Annotated in this window: 20 protein-coding genes and 1 tRNA gene; 9 read left to right on the forward strand and 12 right to left on the reverse strand. The window is 62.8% G+C overall.

Annotation, left to right across the window (positions count from 1 at the left end):
- Positions 1-52 precede the first annotated feature (52 nt).
- Positions 53-129: transfer RNA gene (locus CO656_RS16675), tRNA-Pro, on the forward strand.
- Positions 130-205: 76 nt separating this feature from the next.
- Here the strand turns inward: CO656_RS16675 and CO656_RS16680 are convergent.
- The 8 genes from CO656_RS16680 to CO656_RS16715 all read right to left on the reverse strand — a co-directional run bounded on the left by CO656_RS16680 (position 206) and on the right by CO656_RS16715 (position 6,511).
- Positions 206-1,288 carry a hypothetical protein gene (locus tag CO656_RS16680; RefSeq protein WP_097526451.1) on the reverse strand — a complete coding sequence of 361 codons (1,083 nt, stop codon included), beginning with the start codon at positions 1,286-1,288 and terminating at the stop codon, positions 206-208.
- 133 nt (positions 1,289-1,421) lie between these two features.
- On the reverse strand, positions 1,422-1,784 hold the full coding sequence (locus CO656_RS16685; protein ID WP_037414033.1) for a YbaN family protein: 363 nt from the start codon (positions 1,782-1,784) through the stop codon (positions 1,422-1,424).
- Between the two features lie 243 nt (positions 1,785-2,027).
- Complete coding sequence (locus tag CO656_RS16690) at positions 2,028-2,558, reverse strand: MerR family transcriptional regulator (RefSeq protein ID WP_097526452.1); 531 nt, start codon at positions 2,556-2,558, stop codon at positions 2,028-2,030.
- 134 nt (positions 2,559-2,692) lie between these two features.
- Entirely contained in the window at positions 2,693-3,031 is a 339-nt protein-coding gene (locus CO656_RS16695; protein WP_037414032.1) for an integration host factor subunit alpha, read from the reverse strand.
- A gap of 91 nt (positions 3,032-3,122) precedes the next feature.
- Positions 3,123-4,094 (reverse strand): beta-ketoacyl-ACP synthase III, encoded by a 972-nt coding sequence (locus CO656_RS16700; RefSeq protein WP_097526453.1) that lies wholly within the window; start codon positions 4,092-4,094, stop codon positions 3,123-3,125.
- A gap of 18 nt (positions 4,095-4,112) precedes the next feature.
- The gene (plsX, locus tag CO656_RS16705; protein WP_097526454.1) at positions 4,113-5,156 is read right to left on the reverse strand and encodes a phosphate acyltransferase PlsX; all 1,044 of its coding nucleotides are present in this window, start codon (positions 5,154-5,156) and stop codon (positions 4,113-4,115) included.
- Positions 5,157-5,354: 198 nt separating this feature from the next.
- The gene (locus CO656_RS16710) at positions 5,355-5,906 is read right to left on the reverse strand and encodes a DUF177 domain-containing protein (protein ID WP_097526455.1); all 552 of its coding nucleotides are present in this window, start codon (positions 5,904-5,906) and stop codon (positions 5,355-5,357) included.
- Between the two features lie 65 nt (positions 5,907-5,971).
- Complete coding sequence (locus CO656_RS16715) at positions 5,972-6,511, reverse strand: ubiquinol-cytochrome C chaperone family protein (protein WP_037414027.1); 540 nt, start codon at positions 6,509-6,511, stop codon at positions 5,972-5,974.
- A gap of 139 nt (positions 6,512-6,650) precedes the next feature.
- On the opposite strand from CO656_RS16715, the gene CO656_RS16720 reads away from it, so the two are divergent.
- Positions 6,651-7,160, forward strand: coding sequence for an outer membrane protein assembly factor BamE (locus CO656_RS16720; RefSeq protein WP_083853857.1), 510 nt, complete (start codon positions 6,651-6,653; stop codon positions 7,158-7,160).
- A 69-nt stretch (positions 7,161-7,229) separates the two neighbouring features.
- On the opposite strand, the gene CO656_RS16725 is transcribed toward CO656_RS16720, so the two are convergent.
- From CO656_RS16725 to CO656_RS16740, 4 genes are all read right to left on the reverse strand, one after another.
- Positions 7,230-9,365 (reverse strand): sodium-translocating pyrophosphatase, encoded by a 2,136-nt coding sequence (locus CO656_RS16725; RefSeq protein WP_037414025.1) that lies wholly within the window; start codon positions 9,363-9,365, stop codon positions 7,230-7,232.
- A gap of 201 nt (positions 9,366-9,566) precedes the next feature.
- Complete coding sequence (locus CO656_RS16730) at positions 9,567-10,796, reverse strand: MFS transporter (RefSeq protein WP_097526456.1); 1,230 nt, start codon at positions 10,794-10,796, stop codon at positions 9,567-9,569.
- A gap of 5 nt (positions 10,797-10,801) precedes the next feature.
- A complete protein-coding gene (nusB, locus tag CO656_RS16735; RefSeq protein ID WP_037414021.1) occupies positions 10,802-11,284 on the reverse strand; it encodes a transcription antitermination factor NusB in 483 nt (160 codons plus the stop codon).
- A complete protein-coding gene (locus tag CO656_RS16740; RefSeq protein WP_097526457.1) occupies positions 11,281-11,742 on the reverse strand; it encodes a 6,7-dimethyl-8-ribityllumazine synthase in 462 nt (153 codons plus the stop codon). The genes nusB and CO656_RS16740 overlap by 4 nt, the downstream gene beginning before the upstream one ends.
- 246 nt (positions 11,743-11,988) lie before the next feature.
- Between CO656_RS16740 and CO656_RS16745 the strand changes: the two genes are divergently transcribed.
- The 7 genes from CO656_RS16745 to CO656_RS16775 all read left to right on the forward strand — a co-directional run bounded on the left by CO656_RS16745 (position 11,989) and on the right by CO656_RS16775 (position 18,900).
- Complete coding sequence (locus CO656_RS16745) at positions 11,989-12,537, forward strand: cupin domain-containing protein (RefSeq protein ID WP_097526458.1); 549 nt, start codon at positions 11,989-11,991, stop codon at positions 12,535-12,537.
- Between the two features lie 2 nt (positions 12,538-12,539).
- Positions 12,540-13,076 carry a GNAT family N-acetyltransferase gene (locus CO656_RS16750; protein WP_097526459.1) on the forward strand — a complete coding sequence of 179 codons (537 nt, stop codon included), beginning with the start codon at positions 12,540-12,542 and terminating at the stop codon, positions 13,074-13,076.
- A 318-nt stretch (positions 13,077-13,394) separates the two neighbouring features.
- The gene (locus tag CO656_RS16755) at positions 13,395-13,745 is read left to right on the forward strand and encodes a hypothetical protein (protein ID WP_097526460.1); all 351 of its coding nucleotides are present in this window, start codon (positions 13,395-13,397) and stop codon (positions 13,743-13,745) included.
- Positions 13,746-13,967: 222 nt separating this feature from the next.
- Positions 13,968-14,870 (forward strand): AraC family transcriptional regulator, encoded by a 903-nt coding sequence (locus CO656_RS16760; RefSeq protein ID WP_097526461.1) that lies wholly within the window; start codon positions 13,968-13,970, stop codon positions 14,868-14,870.
- A 294-nt stretch (positions 14,871-15,164) separates the two neighbouring features.
- Entirely contained in the window at positions 15,165-15,710 is a 546-nt protein-coding gene (locus CO656_RS16765; protein WP_097526560.1) for a (2Fe-2S)-binding protein, read from the forward strand.
- A 2-nt stretch (positions 15,711-15,712) separates the two neighbouring features.
- Positions 15,713-16,690, forward strand: a complete 978-nt coding sequence (locus CO656_RS16770) for a xanthine dehydrogenase family protein subunit M (RefSeq protein WP_097526462.1) — start codon at positions 15,713-15,715, stop codon at positions 16,688-16,690.
- On the forward strand, positions 16,687-18,900 hold the full coding sequence (locus CO656_RS16775; RefSeq protein ID WP_097526463.1) for a xanthine dehydrogenase family protein molybdopterin-binding subunit: 2,214 nt from the start codon (positions 16,687-16,689) through the stop codon (positions 18,898-18,900). The genes CO656_RS16770 and CO656_RS16775 overlap by 4 nt, the downstream gene beginning before the upstream one ends.
- Positions 18,901-18,920 lie beyond the last annotated feature (20 nt).

Raw genomic sequence — 18,920 nt, forward strand, 5'->3', positions numbered from 1 at the left:
TGCGCCGCTCTTATGTTCCGACTAATGAGAGCGGGCTTGTAACGAAGCGGGTCGGAGCGTAGCGCAGCCCGGTAGCGCACTTGACTGGGGGTCAAGGGGTCGCTGGTTCGAGTCCAGTCGCTCCGACCATTTATTTCCTAAAAATCAAGGCTTAGCCTGTCCCTGCCGCAGTCGCCCGTTGCAAGGACAATGGCTGTCGCGGCCCTCATATCGAACGGATTGCCAGCGAATTCAGCAGCCAAGCCGAGTCGATCGAGATATCGATGCTGACGTCATTGAGCAGCGCCCAGATACGATCGGCAATGCCGACATAGACCCAGAGTTCGCGGCCGGCCGGGAAGGCCACGTCCGTGAACAGGTTGATGATCCGTCTTTCGCCCGGGAGTGCCTGGACGCGGGTGCCGGGGAAGCTCTCGCCGTCGCCGCGGCAGTCGAGACCGGAAATGAACCATTGGTCGCTGACCTCGTTGGCCGGATCGATGTCGTCCCAGTTCCAGAACACCGCCATCACGAGTCTGCCGCGCGTCGTGGCATGGAAGTCGGACCATCCGAACTCGTCATAGGTCGAGATATGATGGCGGCATACGAGGGCCGTGAGGTCGGCCTTGACCTGCAATATGCCGGTACGAAGTGTCTTGAAGGGAACGAGATAGCCGTTCTCCCGATAGGCGCAGAGGAGGTCCACGTCGGACGCGGCGTCGTTGCGGGCGACGAGCTTGGATCCCATGCGGGCGGCGCAATCGAGATAGGACCTGTTCTCGACGATCGCTCCGTCGCCGGTTGCCTGGTTCTGATCAAGCCGGTCCCAACAGCCGCCGAAATGCGGGTAAAACAGCTTTTCCTTGTCCGGATCGGGAGCGACGTAAACGATCGGCGGCTGGACCAATGCGTCGGCAAGGCTTCCGACCACCGATTCATGGAAGTGAAAGGCACTGTAGCCCTTCACCAGTTGACCGAACTTGTCATAGGCCCGGTCATGCAGCCCCTTGACCGCCTTCAGATCGACCTCGGCGTTTCTCGCCTCGATCAGCGACTTGTATCTTAGTCCGGGCCCGCGGGGATCATCCCGCCTTCCGCCCCGTGCAGCGCTTGTCAGCCTGTCGCGCAATGCGGCCGGAAAGACCTGCCGCCGCTCTTCGCTGAACGACTGCCGCAGCGCATCCAGCCTGTCCACCGTCGCGCGCCACTCGTCCTTCTGACGGCGTTGATAAATCGCCTGAAGCCGATCCAGGACCTCCGGCGCCGACCGATCCGGTCTCGTGCGTTCAATGTGGTCAGCTATTTGCATGGCTTCCTCCCATGGTTGCGAATGCCGGCGCCGCCCGACCCGCGAGAGGTCGGATCGGCCCAGTGTATTTTGCCATGGAGTGCCCGCTTTGCGTGTTACCTTTGGAATCCCGCTTGCGGGCCGGCGGATCCCGTCATTTCCGCGGCTCGGGCCGCGACGCGATGAATGCGCCCAGTGCGAGCATGATCGTCGCAACGACGGACGCAATCGGCATGGAGGGTTGGGCGCGGAGCCAGAAGAATGCGAAACCAAGTGCCATCAGCGACAAGGCACACATCTTTGCCCCACGCGATATCGCACCATCCTCTCGCCAATCGCGCAAAGGCTGCCCAAACAGGGGATGATCGAACAGCCATTGTTCGAGACGCGGAGAGGATCGCGCAAAGAGCCAGGCGGCCAGGAGCAGGAAGGGTGTCGTCGGCAGAAGCGGCAGGAATATGCCGACGACGCCGATGCCGACCATGACCCAGCCGAGGCCGAGAAGAACAGGGCGCATGGGAAGGTTACTCGCTTGCTTCTCCTTGTCAGGCCATCAACCTGCGGGAGATTTTCTCGGCATCCTGTGGGGTCGGAGCCGGCCTGTCAATGCGAGAGGATTGCTATTGCCGCCGGACCGGTCGCCGCGCAGCCTCGGCCAGCAATTCGCCGACGCCCTAGTGGGAGAAGATCGCCTCTACCTCGGCGCTTTTCTCCGGCTCGGCGAGTGACGACGACGATGCTTTGGTCGGCCGACAACGTGCTATCGCACCTGGTCGAGCAGGCGCTTGCACTCCAAAAGATCGTAGAGCGCTTCCTGCAGCAGCGCCCTGTCCTCCTTGCTGACGGAGGTCTTGCCGATCGAAATCTCCGCATCGTCGCTGCTGGCGCCGAAGGAGAAGAAGCGCCGACTCGCTGGGGCCTTGGGGCGGCCGACGATCTGATCCTCGTCGGCGACGCCGACCTTCGGCGCCGGCGGTTCTTCGTGGCTGGAGGCCGCGAGCGCCTCGACGGTGGCGAGATCGCCGCTCGCGATCGCGGCGACGAACTTGTTGCCATTGGCCTTCAGAAGCTTCTGCACGCCCTTGATCGTATAGCCGTGGTCGTAGAGCAGGTGGCGAATGCCCTTCAGCAGATCGACGTCCTCGGGCCGGTAGTAGCGCCGGCCGCCGCCGCGCTTCATCGGCTTGATCTGCTGGAAACGGGTTTCCCAGAACCGCAACACATGCTGGGGCAGGTCGAGTTCGTCGGCGACCTCGCTTATGGTGCGGAAAGCGTCCGGGCTTTTTTCCATATCGTCCCCATCCCCATATTCATGCGAAGCAAGCAGCCGCATCACTGGACAATTGCGCGATGATCGCACGAATCAGGCCTGTTTCAATGGCTTATGGATGGGTTTTCAACCACATTTGTGATTGTGGCCTTGCCTCAGGAGCCCGCTCCGGCCTGCTTCTGCTTGGCCTTCCGGCTGAGATGCGCCTTCAAGACCCGCTGTTTCAGCACATTGGAGGCCTTGAACGTCATCACCCGGCGCGGCGAGATCGGCACTTCCTCGCCCGTCTTCGGGTTCCGGCCGATGCGCTCGTTCTTGTCGCGGACCTGGAAGGTTGCAAACGAAGACAGCTTCACGCTCTCGCCACGCACGATTGCGTTGCAAATCTCGTCGATGACGGTCTCCACCAATTCGGCAGACTCCGTCCGAGACAAACCGACCTTGCGAAATACCGACTCAGCCAAGTCTGCTCGCGTAACTGTTTTTCCGCTCATCTTCCCCCACCGATGTCTGGCTCGCCGATCAGCGATGAAAGACTATTGCCCTTGCCTTTTTCGGTCAAGCGCCTGCCGTCATTCAATTTTTTTACCAGCGGATGAGAACGGAACCCCAGGTGAAGCCACCACCCATGGCTTCGAGCATCACCAGGTCGCCCTTCTTGATGCGCCCGTCGGAGGCGGCGGCGTCGAGGGCGAGCGGGATGGATGCGGCGGACGTGTTGCCATGCAGATCGACGGTCACCACAACCTTATCGTTTGGAATGCCGAGCTTCTTCGCCGACCCGTCGATGATGCGCCGATTGGCCTGATGCGGCACCAGCCAATCGACGTCCTCGGCCGTCATTCCCGTGGCCTCGAAGGCGGCCTCGATCACGTCGGTGATCATGCCGACCGCATGCTTGAAGACCTCGCGCCCCTCCATGCGGAGGTGGCCGACGGTGCCGGTCGTCGAGGGGCCGCCGTCGACATAGAGCTTGTCGCCATGGATGCCGTCGGATCGCAATTGCGCCGTCAGCACGCCGCGATCGGCATTTGTGCCCTCGCCCTTTTGTGCTTCTAGGATGATTGCGCCGGCACCGTCGCCGAAGAGCACGCAGGTGGTGCGGTCCGACCAGTCGAGGATGCGCGAGAAGGTCTCGGCACCGATCACCAGAGCGCGCCTGGCAAGGCCGCCGCGGATATAGGCGTCGGCCGTCGCCACCGCATAGACGAAGCCGGAACAGACCGCCTGCAGGTCGAAGGCCGCCCCGTGGCGCATGCCGAGACGGTTCTGGATATTGACTGCCGTCGCGGGGAAAGTGTTGTCGGGCGTCGAGGTCGCGACGATGATCAGATCGAGATCATCGGCGGTCATGCCCGCCCTCTCGAGCGCCGCGCGCGCCGCTCCCTCGCCGAGCGAGGCGGTCGTTTCGCCCTCGCCGGCAATGTGGCGCTGGCGAATGCCGGTCCGCTGCACGATCCATTCCTCGGACGTCTCGACCTTGGATTCCATTTCCTTATTGGTCATCACTCGCTTCGGCAGCGCTGCACCGAAGCCGCGAACGACAGAACGGATCATCTAATCAAACCTCTTCAATCATGCCGGCGGCAGGGCTTCGGTCGGCTCGGCGCCGTGATAGCGTGCGAGGTCGGCCTCGATCTTGGCCTTCAGGCCGTTCTTCACCATATCGTAGCCGACGTCGATCGCGGCGGCGAAGCCTTCCGCATCGGTGCCGCCGTGGCTCTTGATGACCACGCCGTTGAGCCCGAGGAACACGCCGCCATTAACCTTGCGCGGGTCCATCTTCTCGCGCACCCGATCGAAGGCAGCCTTGGCGAAGACATAGCCGATCTTTGCAAGAAGGGTGCGCGACATGGCGGAGCGCAGATATTCGGCGATCTGGCGGGCCGTGCCCTCGGCCGCCTTCAGCGCGATATTGCCGGAAAAGCCTTCGGTGACGACGACGTCGACGGTGCCGCGACCGATGTCATCGCCCTCGACGAACCCGTAATACTCAATGCCCTCGATATTGGCCTCGCGGATGAGCCTGCCGGCTTCCTTGACCTCCTCCTGGCCCTTGATCTCCTCGACGCCGACATTCAGCAGGCCGACGGAAGGACGTTCGACCTCGAAGAGGGCGCGGGCCATGGCGCCGCCCATCAAGGCGAAATCCATGAGTTGCTGCGCGTCCGCGCCGATCGTCGCGCCGACATCCAGCACGATGCTCTCGCCTTTCAGCGTCGGCCAGATGGCGGCGATCGCCGGACGCTGAATACCTTGCATGGTGCGAAGGCAGAAGACCGACATGGCCATCAGCGCACCCGTATTGCCGGCCGAGACCACCACATCCGCCTCGTCGGCATTGATGGCGTCGATCGCCCTCCACATGCTCGACTTGCCGCGGCCGCGCCGCAGCGCCTGGCTCGGCTTCTCGTCCATGCCGACGGCGATCTCGCAATCGTGAAACGTGCTGCTTGCCTGAAGCTTCGGGTACTTGGCCAAGAGTTCGGCGCAGCGCGCTTCCTGGCCGAACAGGACGAACTTTATATCCGGGTGACGTTCGAGTGCCCTGGCAGCACCCGGGATGACGACCTCCGGACCATAGTCGCCCCCCATAACGTCAAGTGAAATTCTGACCACGCGTGTCTTATCCCTTCTTCCCGCCACGCGACGCATTCCGCCCCTGCGCAGTCCCTACGCAACGGCGATTCGTCCTTCCCTCTGACACTTGGGCCAGCATGCAGCGTGTCGGCACCACGGCCCCCTCGGCTGAAGTCGGGCCAAAATACTGCTTTTCGTCTGCGTGACAACCGAATTGTAAGCCCGGCCGATTCCGTTTCAATCCTTTTTAAGATCCTTGAGGACCGCGAACGGGTTGGGCCGCTTGTCATCGGCCGCCGAGCTTTCGATGCGCTCGCCGAAGACGGCCCCGTCCTTGCGGGGATAGGGGTCGATCGCAAGCGCCACATGCTCGCTGACGACCACGCCCACGTCGATCGTGTCGCCGGTGAAGGTATCGGGAATGTCCGGACCACCCGGGTCGAGGATCATCTCGCCGCCGTCGTTGTCGGCTTGGCGCGCCAGGCGTGAGCCCTCCGGCACGAAGATCGCCTCAACCGGCTCGGAGATCCCTGCGGTGACGGGCTCGAGCGTGACGACGCAGGTCTGGACGAGTTCGGCCTGCACCTCGCCCTTGATCTTCACGCCATCCTTCTTCCAGCGTCCGATCTGCAAGTCCGCGACCAGCGAACGGACCTCGTTGACCTTCCAAAGTTCCGCCAGCGCCCGCCGCTCGGCGTCGTTGGCGGACAGGCGGACGCTGACCGGATTGGCCGAGATATGCCCTACCCTCACCGGGTAGGAAAATGCCGGTTTGCTTTCGTGCTTCATGACAAGATCCTTCCTGCAGCGCCGCGTCCTTACCGATGCGCAGATGCCGCTGCGTTGGGGGACGCCTATTGACTCCCGGCCGGCGGTACGCGCAACTGCCCCGTTTCGACCAGCTCTTCCGGGACTTTCGCGAAGGCGGCCTCTATGGACATCAGGTAGCGCGCCAAGCCTGTCATCGCCGGCGCATCGTCTTGCTGCGGATGAAAGTTGCGCTGCAATGCATTGGCAAGCGCGTGCCTGTCGCCGCCGTCGAGCGCCGTCGCATAGGACTCGAGGCGTCCGTAGAACATGCCGGCGAACTTCTTCATCTTCTTCGGCACGCTGACGTCGCCGACGCCAAGCTCGCGGATCGAGTGGTCGACATCCTCGAAGAAGGCATCGACGATCTCCTGGGCGATTTCCTGGCCGGTGCGGGCCGAGGCGCGGGTCCGACGGAAATAGAGAATCAGGATCGCTGACAACATCTCGAAACGGCCCATCACCGTATCGGGCACATCGAGGTCGGTATAGAGAAACGGCTGGCGCGCCGCCGCGGTCAGAAGGCCATACTGGCGCTCCACAATCGCAATGTTGCCGCTTTTTTTCTTGAACAGTCCAAAAATCATAATAAAGCCCAGCCGTGGCTTTCTCGAATCCGTGGGCACGCGCCCATGACGTTATTGCATGATAGCCGAAGCTGGTTTACCGAAGCAGGCACGAATTGCAATGGCGCATATGCCATCGTTACTCCAAGGGGAGCAGTCGTTGACGAAGCGGTATCTGACAACAAACCTGAAAGTTCTTGGCCGTGCCGTGGTCGTGGCTTCCCTATGCACTGCAGTGCTTGCCGGCTGCCAGGCGGCGAATGTCGGTGAAGTCCTGCACCAGGGCTATGTCGTCGATCAGGAAACCCTCAATCTGGTTCCCGTCGGGTCGAGCCGCGAACAGGTGCTGCTGTCGCTCGGCACCCCCTCGACGACGGCGACCTTCGACAACGAGGTGTTCTACTACATCTCGCAGAAGCGAAAGCGTCCTGTCGCCTTCATGAAGCCCAAGCTGATCGACCAATCGATCCTCGCGGTCTATTTCGACAAGGAAGGCGTCGTCAGCCAGCTTGCTCATTATACGATGAAGGACGGCAAGGTCTTCGACATGCTGTCGCGCACGACGCCGACGGGCGGCAAGGAGACGAGCTTCCTCGGCCAGCTCTTGACCGGCCCAGGTGCCGGACAAGCCGCGGCGCGCAACCTGTTCAAGAACTTCGGCAACAACTGACGGAAATCCCGCTCACGCAAAAGCCCGCGGAACTCAGTTCCGCGGGCTTTTCGTTGAAGGCTGATACCGTCAGGCAAGCACGGCGAGCAGCAACAAGGCTACGATATTGGTGATCTTGATCGCGGGGTTGACGGCCGGACCGGCCGTGTCCTTGTAGGGATCGCCGACGGTGTCGCCGGTGACCGAAGCCTTGTGCGCCTCCGAGCCCTTCATGTGGCGCGTGCCGTTCTTGTCGACGAAGCCGTCCTCGAAGCTCTTCTTCGCATTGTCCCAGGCGCCACCCCCGGAGGTCATCGAGACCGCCACGAACAGGCCGTTGACGATGACACCGAGCAGCGAGGCACCGAGCGCCGCGAAGGCCGAGGCCTTCGAGCCGGAAATCAGCAGCACGCCGAAATAGACGACGATCGGCGCCAGCACCGGCAAGAGCGACGGAATGATCATTTCGCGGATCGCCGCCTTGGTCAGCATGTCGACGGCGCGGCCATAGTCCGGCCGATCCTTGCCTTCCATGATGCCCGGCTTCTCCTTGAATTGACGGCGCACTTCCTCGACGACGGCGCCCCCTGCCCTGCCGACGGCGGTCATGGCAATGCCGCCGAAGAGATAGGGAATGAGACCGCCGAATATCAGGCCGGCGACGACATAGGGGTTCGAAAGGTCGAACGAGATCGTGCCGACGTCGGCGAAGTAGGGATGCTTGTCGCCATTCGCCGCGAAAAACGCCAGATCGTTGGAATAGGCGGCGAACAGCACCAGCGCACCGAGCCCCGCAGAGCCGATGGCGTAGCCTTTGGTCACGGCCTTCGTGGTGTTGCCGACCGCGTCCAGGGCGTCGGTCGACTTACGCACCTCGGGCGGCAGGTGCGACATCTCGGCAATGCCGCCTGCATTGTCGGTGACCGGTCCGAAGGCATCGAGCGCCACGATCATGCCCGCCAGGCCCAGCATGGCGGTGACGGCGATCGCGGTGCCGAAGAGACCGGCGAGCTGATAGGTGGTGATGATGCCGCCGACGATGACGATCGCCGGCAGGGCGGTCGATTCGAGGGACACGGCGAGACCCTGGATGACGTTGGTGCCGTGGCCGGTCACCGAGGCCTGCGCAATCGAGTTCACGGGCCGCTTGTTCGTGCCGGTATAATATTCGGTGATCACGACGATGAGCGCGGTGACGACCAGGCCAATGATGCCGCAGACGAACAGCGCCCAGCCGGTGACGTCCTGACCCGCAACGGTTCCGATCGAGCCCCAGCCGATCGTCAACGACGTCGCTGCGCCGAGGCCGAGGATCGACAGTGCGCCGGTTACGATCAGACCTCGATAGAGCGCCCCCATGATCGAGCCGTTGGTGCCGAGCTTGACGAAGAAGGTGCCGATGATCGATGTGATGATGCAGGCGGCGCAGATCGCCAGCGGATAGGTCATGACCGTCGCGAGCACCGGCGCACCGGCGAAGAAGATCGATGCGAGCACCATGGTCGCCACCACGGAGACCGCATAGGTTTCGAAGAGGTCCGCCGCCATGCCGGCGCAGTCGCCGACATTGTCGCCGACATTGTCGGCGATCGTCGCCGGATTGCGCGGATCGTCTTCGGGAATGCCGGCTTCGACCTTGCCGACGAGGTCGCCGCCGACATCGGCGCCCTTGGTGAAGATGCCGCCGCCGAGACGGGCGAAGATCGAGATCAGCGAGGCGCCGAAGCCAAGTGCGACCAGCGCATCGATAACCTCGCGCTCGGCCGGTTCATGGCCGAGGCCGACGGTGAGAATGAAGTAATAGACCGAGACGCCCAGCAGAGCGAGGCCGGCCACCAGAAGACCGGTGATGGCACCGGATTTGAAAGCAATGTCGAGACCGGAGGCGAGACTGACCGATGCGGCCTGGGCCGTGCGGACATTGGCCCTGACCGAAACATGCATGCCGATGAAGCCGGCCGCGCCCGAGAGCACCGCGCCGATCAGGAACCCGATGGCGGCCGCACTCGAGAGCAGAACCCATGCGGCGATGAAGACGACGACACCGACGATGGCAATGGTTGTGTACTGACGAGCGAGGTAGGCCTGTGCCCCCTCCCTGATAAAACCTGCGATCTCCTGCATGCGGGCATTCCCCTGGTCGGCGGCCATCACCGACTGTGTCGCCCAGATGGCGTAGGCCACTGAAAGCAACCCGCATGCGATAACGCCCAACAATATGGTCATTTCGCATTATCCTCCGTTAAAACCCGCGGCCTCAACTCCCTGCCGCCGGCCCCTCTTTTCCGCGAATCGCACGCGCCTCCTCAAGCGGCATGCTCCCACGGCGCGGCCAGAGTGCGGTTGCGAATGTGGATCGTCAAGCCCCTGAAAATGCGAAAACATCGGGGTCGTGAGGCTCATGTTTCCCGGCGAAGGACAGCGACTTCAGGCTGCGGCCCTTTTGCCTGCACGCATCAGGAGAAAGAGAAGCACAAGGCAAAAGCCCGCCACCGGCCAAATGACGGCATTGAGCATGTCCCAGCCGTAGACGGCCAGAACCTTCCCGGAGGCGAAGGACGAGCCGGCAACGGTGGAAAACAGCACGACGTCGTGGAAGCCCTGGACCTTGTCCGCCTCGTGCGGACGGTAGCTCTGGGCGACGATCGCCGTCGCGCCGATGAAGCCGAAGTTCCAGCCAAGCCCGAGGAGAACGAGCGCGCCCCAGAAATTCCAGAGCGCCACGCCTAGATGAGCGACGGTCGCACAGCCCATGAGCAGCAGGAGACCGCAGGCAACGACGCGCTCCGCGCCGAAGCGGCTTATCAGCCAGCCGGTGGCGAAGCTTGGAGCGAACATGGCAAGCACGTGCCATTGGATGCCGAGCGTGGCGAGATCGCTCGAAAAGCCGCAGCCGACGACCATGGCGACCGGAGCGCCGGTCATCATGAAGGTCATCAGCGCATAGGAGGAGATGCCGCAGACCATGCCGGTCAGGAAGCGCTGGCTGCCGGCGATCTCGCGAAGCGGGCGGGCGGGTAGGCCTGCTTGCACAGACGCCGCCGCCGTCGTTTTCGGCAGCCGCAGCGGCATGAAGAAGAAAAGGGCGAAGAGGCAGATGGGGATCAGCGCGACGAAAGCGCCGGCGAACCACACCGGTGCGAAGTAATCGCCGGCGAAGATGACGATCTGCGGTCCAAGCACTGCCGAAAGGATGCCGCCGCCCAGAATCCAGGAAATAGCCTTCGCCTTGTAGAAGGAAGGCGACGCATCCGCGGCGGCGAAACGCAATTTTTGGGTAAAGCCGTTCGAGGAGCCGAGCATGGCGAGGCCGGTGGCGAACAGCCAGAAACTCTCGCGGAACAAAGCCGCGGCGGTAACAATGCCGCCTATCGCGGCAATCACCGCGCCGATCATGAAGGCAAAGCGCCGTTCGACCGTGCGCGACAGGATCGCCACCAGGATGACGCCCATCGCCATGCCGACATTGAAGGTGGTCAGGGGCGCGGTCGCGAGCGACTTGTCGTCGCCGAGCAATTGATGGCCGGCAACGCCGCCGACGGCAAAGCTGATCGGCCCGATGACGCCGAGCAGCGCCTGGGCGACAGTGAGCAAAAGGACGTTGCGGCGGGCTTCGCGAAGGACGGTTCCGATGTCTTCCGAAGCCGCAACAAGCATCAGGGCTATTTCCGCCGCTCGCCGCGGATCTGCTTGGCGATCCTGTCGAGAACGGCATTGACGAGCTTCGGCTCCTCGTCCTCGAAGAAGGCCTTGGCGATCTCGACATATTCGGTGACGATCACCGGCACCGGCACGTCCTTGCGCTCTAGCAATTCGAAGGTGCCGGCGCGCAGGATGGCGCGGACGGTGGAATCGAGCCGCGACAGTGCCCAATCGTCCTGAAGGGCCGATCCGATCAATGGGTCGAGCTTGCGCTGGTCGCGCACGACGCCGGAGACGATCGCGCGGAACCAGGAGGCGTCCGCCTTCAGGTAGGTCTCGCCGTCAAGTTCCTGGCCGAGGCGATGCGCCTCGAACTCGGCAACGATCTCGAGCACGCCGGTTCCGCCGACTTCCATCTGGTAAAGCGCCTGAACGGCCGCAAGACGCGCCGCGCCGCGCTGGTTGACCTGCTTCAGCGGCTGATCCGGGGGTGTGTTCGTCACTGTTCTGCACTCAGCTTGTTTTTCAGTTCGATCATGGTAAGCGCGGCGCGCGCCGCAAAGCCGCCCTTGTCGCCTTCCGACCGGCGGGCCCGCGCCCAGGCCTGCTCCTCATTCTCCACCGTCAGAATGCCATTGCCGAGCGCCAGGCTCTCGCTGACCGCAAGATCCATCAAGGCGCGCGCCGACTCGTTGGCGACGATGTCGAAATGATAGGTTTCTCCGCGGATCACCATGCCGAGCGCGACGAAACCGTCGTATTCGGTGCCGCCTCCGTCGGCGCCGTCGAGCGCCATGGCGATGGCCGCGGGGATTTCCAGCGCCCCCGGGACCGTGACGATGTCATAGGCCGCACCGGCTGCGTCGAGCGCATGTTTCGCTCCGTCGAGCATTGCATCCGCCATATCGTCATAGAAGCGCGCTTCCACAATCAGGATGCGGACGGGCTTGGTCTTCGCCATGGATCACCTGTCTTGAAAATATCGGCCGGCCTTGGCCGGCGCAGGCGGCGGTCAAACCACGGCCTGCACAGAATGGCAAGCAAATTCCTCTATCAGGAGGCCATTTGCCGCGCCATGTTCCTCTTTGGACTATCCCGATGACAGTTCCGACATATACTAGCCTTAAAACCTCAAGTATATTGCGGCCGATTCTACAAGGTGAAGCTGTTCATGCTGCGGAAGGCCGCCGCGGCCGGGAGGAGAGCCATGACGGAAGACAGAAAACCGATGGTCAGCCTCAAGGAGCTCGCCCTCGACCATTGGCGCCGCGGCTCCTTCTTCGAATCGCGCGACGCTTCCTTCGGCGCGCTTCTCGGCCTGAAGGAGCTCGGCATCAGCTATGGCGAGGTGCCGCCCGGCAAATCCGGCTGCCCCTTTCACAACCATCATGTCGAGGAAGAACTGTTCGTCATTCTCGAGGGAGAAGGCACATACCGCTTCGGAACGGAACGCTTTGCCGTCGGGCCCGGCGACGTGCTTGGCGCACCGGCCGGCGGCCCCGAAACGGCCCATCACCTGATCAATACCGGGACGCTGCCGCTCAAATATCTGTCGATCTCCACGATGGCGGCGACGGAAATCTGCGAATATCCCGATTCAGGCAAGTTCCTGGCGAGAACCCGGCGGCCCGGCACGGGCGAGGCTTCGTTCGACTTTATCGGCCGCCCGCATTTCGCTGTCGACTACTGGGACGGGGAGCCCGGGGCTCAGGTTCAAGATCCGATACCATTTCCCCCATCAGCCAAACCGGAGTGAAAATGCATCGTGTGCCCGTGATCGAGACCGAGCGGCTTCTTCTGCGTCCCTACCGTCGGGACGACTTTCCTTCCTACAACGCGCTCTTTTCAGACGAGGAGGTGACACGCTACGCGGGCGGCGTTCCCTACACGCGTGAACAGTCCTGGACGCGCTTCTTGCGTCAGGTCGGCATGTGGCACTATTTCGGCTTCGGCTTCTTCGCCCTCCAGGATAAGGAGAGCGGTGCCTTTATCGGTGAGGCCGGCTTCCATGACCCCCACCGCCAGATCACACCGTCGCTCGAGGGAACGATGGAGATGGGCTGGGCGCTTTCTCCAAAGAGCCATGGCCGCGGCCTTGCGTCGGAGGCCGTCTCCGCCGCGCTGGCCTGGGGCGACCGAGAGTTCCCCGCCCTCAGAAAGACCTGCATCATTGAGCCCGGCAACGAGGCCTCGATCCGGGTCGCGCTCAAGCACGGCTTCAGGGAATTCTGGCGGACGACCTATCACGGCAGGTCGATGCTCATGTTCGAACGGCGGTGGACGGGCACGGTCTGAGAGCCCACTTCTTCGCCGGCCTCCTCAACTCGGCGAACATGAAAAATTTTTAATGATTTTTCAGCGACTTACGTCATGGAAACGGCCACATTCCGGCCCAGTTTCCTAACCGTTGGCACGGCGCGGCACCCGAGAGCAAAAGGGCAAACGCCGCCTCAACCAGTCGAAACAGTCCAGCACCCCTTCGCTGCGGATGGTCCCACCCGCAAACGGCTTGTGCTGGCCATGCGGAGCTCGTCAGGACGGCTCGGCAATCGCAACGGGTCATGCGTTCGATTGCCGGTCCGGGCAGCAGCCGCGAACCAAAGGAGCGTGACAATGAACCGCTTTGCGACTTTTTCCGTCATCGCCGCCCTCTCCACATTGAGCTTCGGCGGCATCACCTATGCCACCGACGCCAAGATGAACTGGCCGAGCCACATCGACCAAAGCGTTCGCGCCTTCAAGGGCGACAATGTCAGGATCATCGACATCGACACTTTGAAGCAGGAAAGCCAGACCCGAATGTGGATCGATGAGGCATCGGCGCAGCAACGGGCCGCCCTGTTTGCCGCAGTCGAAGCCAACAAGCCGCTGGCGACCAAGCTGAAGGCGCAAAATGTCGAGATGAACAACATCGCCGGCGCCGAGGAAGCCGCCGACGGCGGCCTGACGATCTACGTACGCTAAGCGAGCACCCGACAGAGCAGGCTAGGCAAGCATGTCCGGTTCTTGCCTGTGGCCCGGCTCTGTGAATGATCCCGGGTCGTTTTTCGACCCGGGATCATTCACGACGCCAGTGCGAAGCTTGACCTCTTACCCCTGCCGTTGGATTTTTCCAGACACTTTCCAATTGTGCAGCGGGCAGAGTATAGTTCGCCAGCAGCTCGACTGCTGAGAGGGGGAGCGCCAATGAGTGGAAAGCTTGGGCAGCGCTTGGGCAGGTTCGTGGGGCTGGATCAGCCTCCTACTCTCACCACTCGTTATTTACAGTTGGCAGAAATCTCCGGCAGCCGACACTGTTGGGACGGCTCCGAGGCCGCAGCGCCTGTCCGAATGGAAACCAGCAACGGCTACCTGCTTTGTCTTCAGCGGCGCGAACTGCCCGCAATCCCCTATTGGGTAAACGGAAAGCCGGTGTCCATGATGCCGCTAAATCGAGGGCAGTTTCTCTTTCTCGATCTGAACGAGGAGCATGCCTCCGTAACGCGTGGCACCGTGGACTGCGTCTCAATGTACGCGCCGCGTGCAGCGATCCGGCAGTTCGAACACGAGCACGATATGAAGTCGGTGGGCGAGCTTAGAACGGCCAACGGCGTGGCCTTTAGCGATAACGTCATCAGACATCTCGGAGCATGCCTTGCACCTGCATTCGAGCGCCCAGAGACGACGAGCCGCCTTTTCGTCGATTACATCGCTTTGGCGCTGCTCACGCACCTCACCACCCACTATGCAGAGAATCCTGCCGTCGCGCGTCCGATAGGAGGACTGGCACCGTGGCAGGAACGCCGGGCAAAGGAGATGTTACTGGCCCATTTGGACGGAAAGATCGGCCTTGATGAACTCGCCCGCGCCTGTCGGCTCTCGCGCAGTCATTTCGCCCGCGCCTTCAAGGCCACGACAGGATCGTCTCCTCTGCAGTGGCTGCTCGGCCGACGCATAGAACGCGCACAGGAACTCCTCGTCAATTCAGAGTTGCCGATCGAGCAGATCGCAAGTCGCTGTGGCTTTACGGATCAAAGTCATCTCACCCGCAGTTTTGTCAAAGCCATGAATGTAACGCCAAGCCATTGGCGCCGCCTGCGTCTCGCGTAGCAAATCGAGCCTTTGGCTTATGTGCTGCTATCGGGGCGGTACTTCGCACGGCTCGGAGACAGCACTCTCGTGCAAGAAACAGCACTCCGATCACTGGCGGGCGTCAAGGAAACGAATAGCTTTTTCATCCGAAGCCGCGGGGATCGCGGTTCAGACCTGCATGTTCATAGGATCGCAGCCGTTTCACGGCATTCTCAGGAGAATCTGATGATCAATCGGCAGCCACCATCAACCAATGCAGAAGCAGCTTCGCCTCCCTTCCCGGCCATCGTATCGCGCCGGGCGGTGCTGCAAATGGCCGGAGGCGCCGCTTCGCTCGCGACGATTTCCACTGTCGCCGCCCAGCCCGCTCCTCCCCCAGGCCAAACCGGCAATGCACTCGAGCGGGTCCGTTTGGTCGTCAATGGCGATGCACGAGAACTTGAGCTCGATCCTCGTCAGTCGCTGCTTGATGTCCTGCGGGAAACTCTTGACCTGACCGGAACGAAAAAGGGCTGCAACCAGGGCGCCTGTGGTGCCTGCACTGTTCTTCTCAACGGCAGGCGGGTCGTTTCCTGCCTGACGCTGGCCGCCATGCACGACGGCGCCGAGATCACAACAATCGAGGGTCTTTCCAGGGGCGAGGAGCTTCATCCGCTGCAGGCAGCTTTCATCGAGCATGACGGGCTGCAATGCGGCTACTGCACACCCGGCCAGATCATGTCGGGCGTCGGCTGCATCGCGGAAGGCCACGCCGGCTCGCCTGAAGAAATCCAGTTCTGGATGAGCGGCAATATCTGTCGGTGCGGCGCCTACCCCGGCATCGTCGCGGCAGTAGCGGATGCTGCGGAGAGGAGCTGACCATGTTCCCCTTCACTCTCGAGAAGGCGAGGACAGCCGAACAGGCGATTGCCGCCGCCGCGGCGGGCTCCCGCTTTATCGCCGGCGGCACGACCCTCATCGATCTCATGCGCGAGGAGGTGGAGCGCCCCGAACAGCTCATCGATATCAACGCACTTCCCCTAGCGGAAATCCGTGTGGAGAACGACATTCTTGTCATCGGTGCACTCGCTCGCATGGCTGATGTTGCGGCTCACCCGGAGGTGCAAGCCCGGCAGCCGCTCATCGCCGAAAGCCTGATCGAGGGCGCCTCGCCGCAACTCAGGAATATGGCCTCGATCGGCGGCAATTTGCTCCAGCGCGTCCGCTGTCCCTATTTCCGGATGCTCGACGCGCCGTGCAACAAGCGCGATCCGGGTTCGGGCTGCTCGGCAATCGACGGTCTCCATGCGGGCCACGCCATTCTCGGCACGAGCGATCACTGCATTGCAACGCATCCTTCCGACCTCGCGGTCGCTCTTGTCGCTCTCGATGCAACGATGCGGGTCCTTGGTCCGCAGGGGGAGCGCAGCTTTCCGGTGGAGGACCTCTTCCGTCTACCGGGCGACGCGCCGCATCTCGAACACACTTTGCTGCCCGGCGAACTCATCATTGACGTGCAGGTCCCAGCGGGCGCCTATAGCCGTCGCGCGCGCTATCTGAAAGTGCGCGATCGGGCTTCGTACGAATTCGCGCTCGTCTCGGCAGCGGTCGCACTGGACATTGAGGGCGGCCAAATCCGCCAAGCGCGGATTGCCACAGGCGGCGTGGGGACACGGCCGTGGCGGATGCGCGCCGTGGAGGAGGCGCTGGCGGGTAAGCCGCCACAGCGCCAGGCGTTCGAGGCGGCCGCCCTACTGGCGGTGCAAGAGGCACGGCCGCTGAGAGACAACCACTATAAGGTCGAGCTCTTGCCACGGACGATCGTCCGGGCACTTGAATTGGCAGGAGAAGTCGCATGACAACGAGCGTCATCGGAAAACCGCTGCCCCGAGTGGACGGGCGCGCCAAGGTGACCGGGGGTGCGCGATACGCCGCGGATTTCAATCAGCCGGGCCAGGTCTATGCGGTGATCGTCAGCGCCACTGCCGGCCTTGGCCGCATCGCCGGTGTCGACAGCGCCATGGTGGAGTCCATGCCCGGCGTCATTGCGGTGATCACGCATCGGAACGCACCACGCCTGCCCTATGGCGAGCATAAGAGCTACATCGACCCGGCTGTGGGCGAGCGGCTGCATGTGCTGCAGGACGACCGCGTACGCTTTTACGGTCAACCCGTGGCGATCGTCGTTGCCGACACGCTCGACCGGGCCGAACGGGCCGCCTCAGCGTTGAAGGTCACCTACGAAGCGGAACGGCCGATCGTTGATCCGTCAGACCCGGCAGTGAAAGCAATCGCCCCGGAAGCAGGACACGCGGACACTTCACGCGGCGACGCCGACGCGATGCTGGCCAGCGCACCCGTAAAGGTCGACGAAATCTATGACATCGCACGGGAGAACCACAACCCGATGGAGCCGCATGGGACGATCGCTGCCTGGAGCGGCGATCGTCTGACGCTTTGGAGCAAGAGCCAGTTCGTCGTTAATGAACAGGCGGAGATCGCAGCGATATTCGGCATTCCTGCCGAGAACGTGCAGGTGGTCTGTCCTTTCATCGGCGGCGCTTTCGGCACGAGCCTCAGGACATGGCCGCATGTAACCCTTGCTGCCATGGCCGCGCGGCAGACTGGGCGGGCCGTCAAGCTCGTGCTGACGCGCAAGCAGATGTTCTTCACCACCGGTCACCGCCCGCGCACGCTTCAGCGAATCGCAATCGGCGCAAACGCGGACGGCAAGCTGACAAGCCTCATCCATGACGGCGCTGGCGAAACCAGCCGCTACGAACAGTTCATCGAGGCGCTCACCAGCGCCAGCGGCTACATGTATTCCTGCCGGAACGTGCGTACGCGGTACAGACTGCAGCAGCTCGACATCAGCACGCCAAACCATATGCGTGGACCGGGCGAGGCGAGCGGCATCTTTGCGCTCGAATGTGCGTTGGATGAGTTGTCCTACAGCCTCGGGCTCGATCCCATCGAACTGCGGCGGCGAAACGAACCTGAGATCGACGAGAGCGAGAACAAGCCCTTCTCCAGCCGTTCGCTGATGAAGTGTTACGACCTGGCCGCGGGCCACTTCGGCTGGTCACGCCGAACTCCGGAGCCGCGCTCCATGCGCGACGGCCGCCTCCTGATCGGAATGGGGGTGGCCTCGGCCACCTATCCGGCTTACCACGCGCCGTCCAGCGCACGCGTGCGCCTGCTCCCCGACGGCACTGCCGAAGTCGCCGTCGCGGCGAGCGACATGGGTCCCGGGACCTATACGTCGATGACACAGGTCGCCGCCGAAACGCTCGGCCTGCCGGTGGAACAGGTGCGCTTCAGCCTCGGCCGCTCGGATTATCCGCCTGCGCCCTCCCACGGAGGCTCATGGACCATGGCGTCCGTCGGCTCGGCAATTCGCGCCGCCTGCATCGCGGTGCAGGAGAAAACTGCACAACAGGCTGTTGCCGACCAGCGCCTGCCGGTCTTCGGAGCGGCGCTCGATGCGATCGAGTGGACCGGAGGCCGGCTGCGTCGCCGTGGCGACCCGTCGCCCGGCCAGTCCTATGGAGATGTCGTGTCGAGCCTCGGGACCCCGATCGAGGCGGAGGCGTCTGCGCAGCGTGATCCGGACGTTGCCGAGCGCTATTCGATGCATTCCTTCGGAGCCGTGTTTGTCGAGGTCGCCGTCGATCCGGACGTCGGGACAATCCGCGTGCGCCGCGCGGTCGGCGCATACGGTATCGGCCGCGTCGTCAATCCGCGCCTCGCAGCAAGCCAGTGCACCGGCGGCATGATTGGCGGCATCGGCATGGCGCTGATGGAGCGAACCGTCCTCGATCCGCGCGACGGGCGCCCGGTCAACGCCCACATGGCCGACTATCTCGTGCCCGTAAATCTGGATATCCCGAAGCTGGAGGCGCATTTCGTCGAAGAACTCGACCCGCACGTCAATCCGCTCGGCGTCAAAGGGCTTGGCGAGATCGCGCTCGTCGGCATGGCCCCGGCGATTGCCAATGCGGTCTTCCACGCGACCGGCAAGCGCGTGCGCACCCTGCCGATCCGAATAGAGGACGTGCTGACCGTTTAGATCAGATGGCTCCGCCAGTC

Source organism: Sinorhizobium sp. FG01, from assembly GCF_002531875.1.
GTDB lineage: Bacteria > Pseudomonadota > Alphaproteobacteria > Rhizobiales > Rhizobiaceae > Sinorhizobium > Sinorhizobium fredii_C.

Coding starts and splice junctions, on each gene's coding strand:
- CO656_RS16695 (WP_037414032.1), bottom strand. CDS start 3,031: ATGAGCGGAAAAACAGTTACGCGAGCAGACTTGGCTGAGTCGGTATTT.
- CO656_RS16770 (WP_097526462.1), top strand. CDS start 15,713: ATGTTCCCCTTCACTCTCGAGAAGGCGAGGACAGCCGAACAGGCGATT.
- CO656_RS16710 (WP_097526455.1), bottom strand. CDS start 5,906: ATGAAGCACGAAAGCAAACCGGCATTTTCCTACCCGGTGAGGGTAGGG.
- CO656_RS16680 (WP_097526451.1), bottom strand. CDS start 1,288: ATGCAAATAGCTGACCACATTGAACGCACGAGACCGGATCGGTCGGCG.
- CO656_RS16690 (WP_097526452.1), bottom strand. CDS start 2,558: ATGGAAAAAAGCCCGGACGCTTTCCGCACCATAAGCGAGGTCGCCGAC.
- CO656_RS16755 (WP_097526460.1), top strand. CDS start 13,395: ATGAACCGCTTTGCGACTTTTTCCGTCATCGCCGCCCTCTCCACATTG.
- CO656_RS16685 (WP_037414033.1), bottom strand. CDS start 1,784: ATGCGCCCTGTTCTTCTCGGCCTCGGCTGGGTCATGGTCGGCATCGGC.
- CO656_RS16775 (WP_097526463.1), top strand. CDS start 16,687: ATGACAACGAGCGTCATCGGAAAACCGCTGCCCCGAGTGGACGGGCGC.
- CO656_RS16715 (WP_037414027.1), bottom strand. CDS start 6,511: ATGATTTTTGGACTGTTCAAGAAAAAAAGCGGCAACATTGCGATTGTG.
- CO656_RS16740 (WP_097526457.1), bottom strand. CDS start 11,742: ATGGCGAAGACCAAGCCCGTCCGCATCCTGATTGTGGAAGCGCGCTTC.
- CO656_RS16760 (WP_097526461.1), top strand. CDS start 13,968: ATGAGTGGAAAGCTTGGGCAGCGCTTGGGCAGGTTCGTGGGGCTGGAT.
- CO656_RS16730 (WP_097526456.1), bottom strand. CDS start 10,796: ATGCTTGTTGCGGCTTCGGAAGACATCGGAACCGTCCTTCGCGAAGCC.
- CO656_RS16700 (WP_097526453.1), bottom strand. CDS start 4,094: ATGATCCGTTCTGTCGTTCGCGGCTTCGGTGCAGCGCTGCCGAAGCGA.
- CO656_RS16765 (WP_097526560.1), top strand. CDS start 15,165: ATGGCCGGAGGCGCCGCTTCGCTCGCGACGATTTCCACTGTCGCCGCC.
- CO656_RS16745 (WP_097526458.1), top strand. CDS start 11,989: ATGACGGAAGACAGAAAACCGATGGTCAGCCTCAAGGAGCTCGCCCTC.
- CO656_RS16725 (WP_037414025.1), bottom strand. CDS start 9,365: ATGACCATATTGTTGGGCGTTATCGCATGCGGGTTGCTTTCAGTGGCC.
- CO656_RS16750 (WP_097526459.1), top strand. CDS start 12,540: ATGCATCGTGTGCCCGTGATCGAGACCGAGCGGCTTCTTCTGCGTCCC.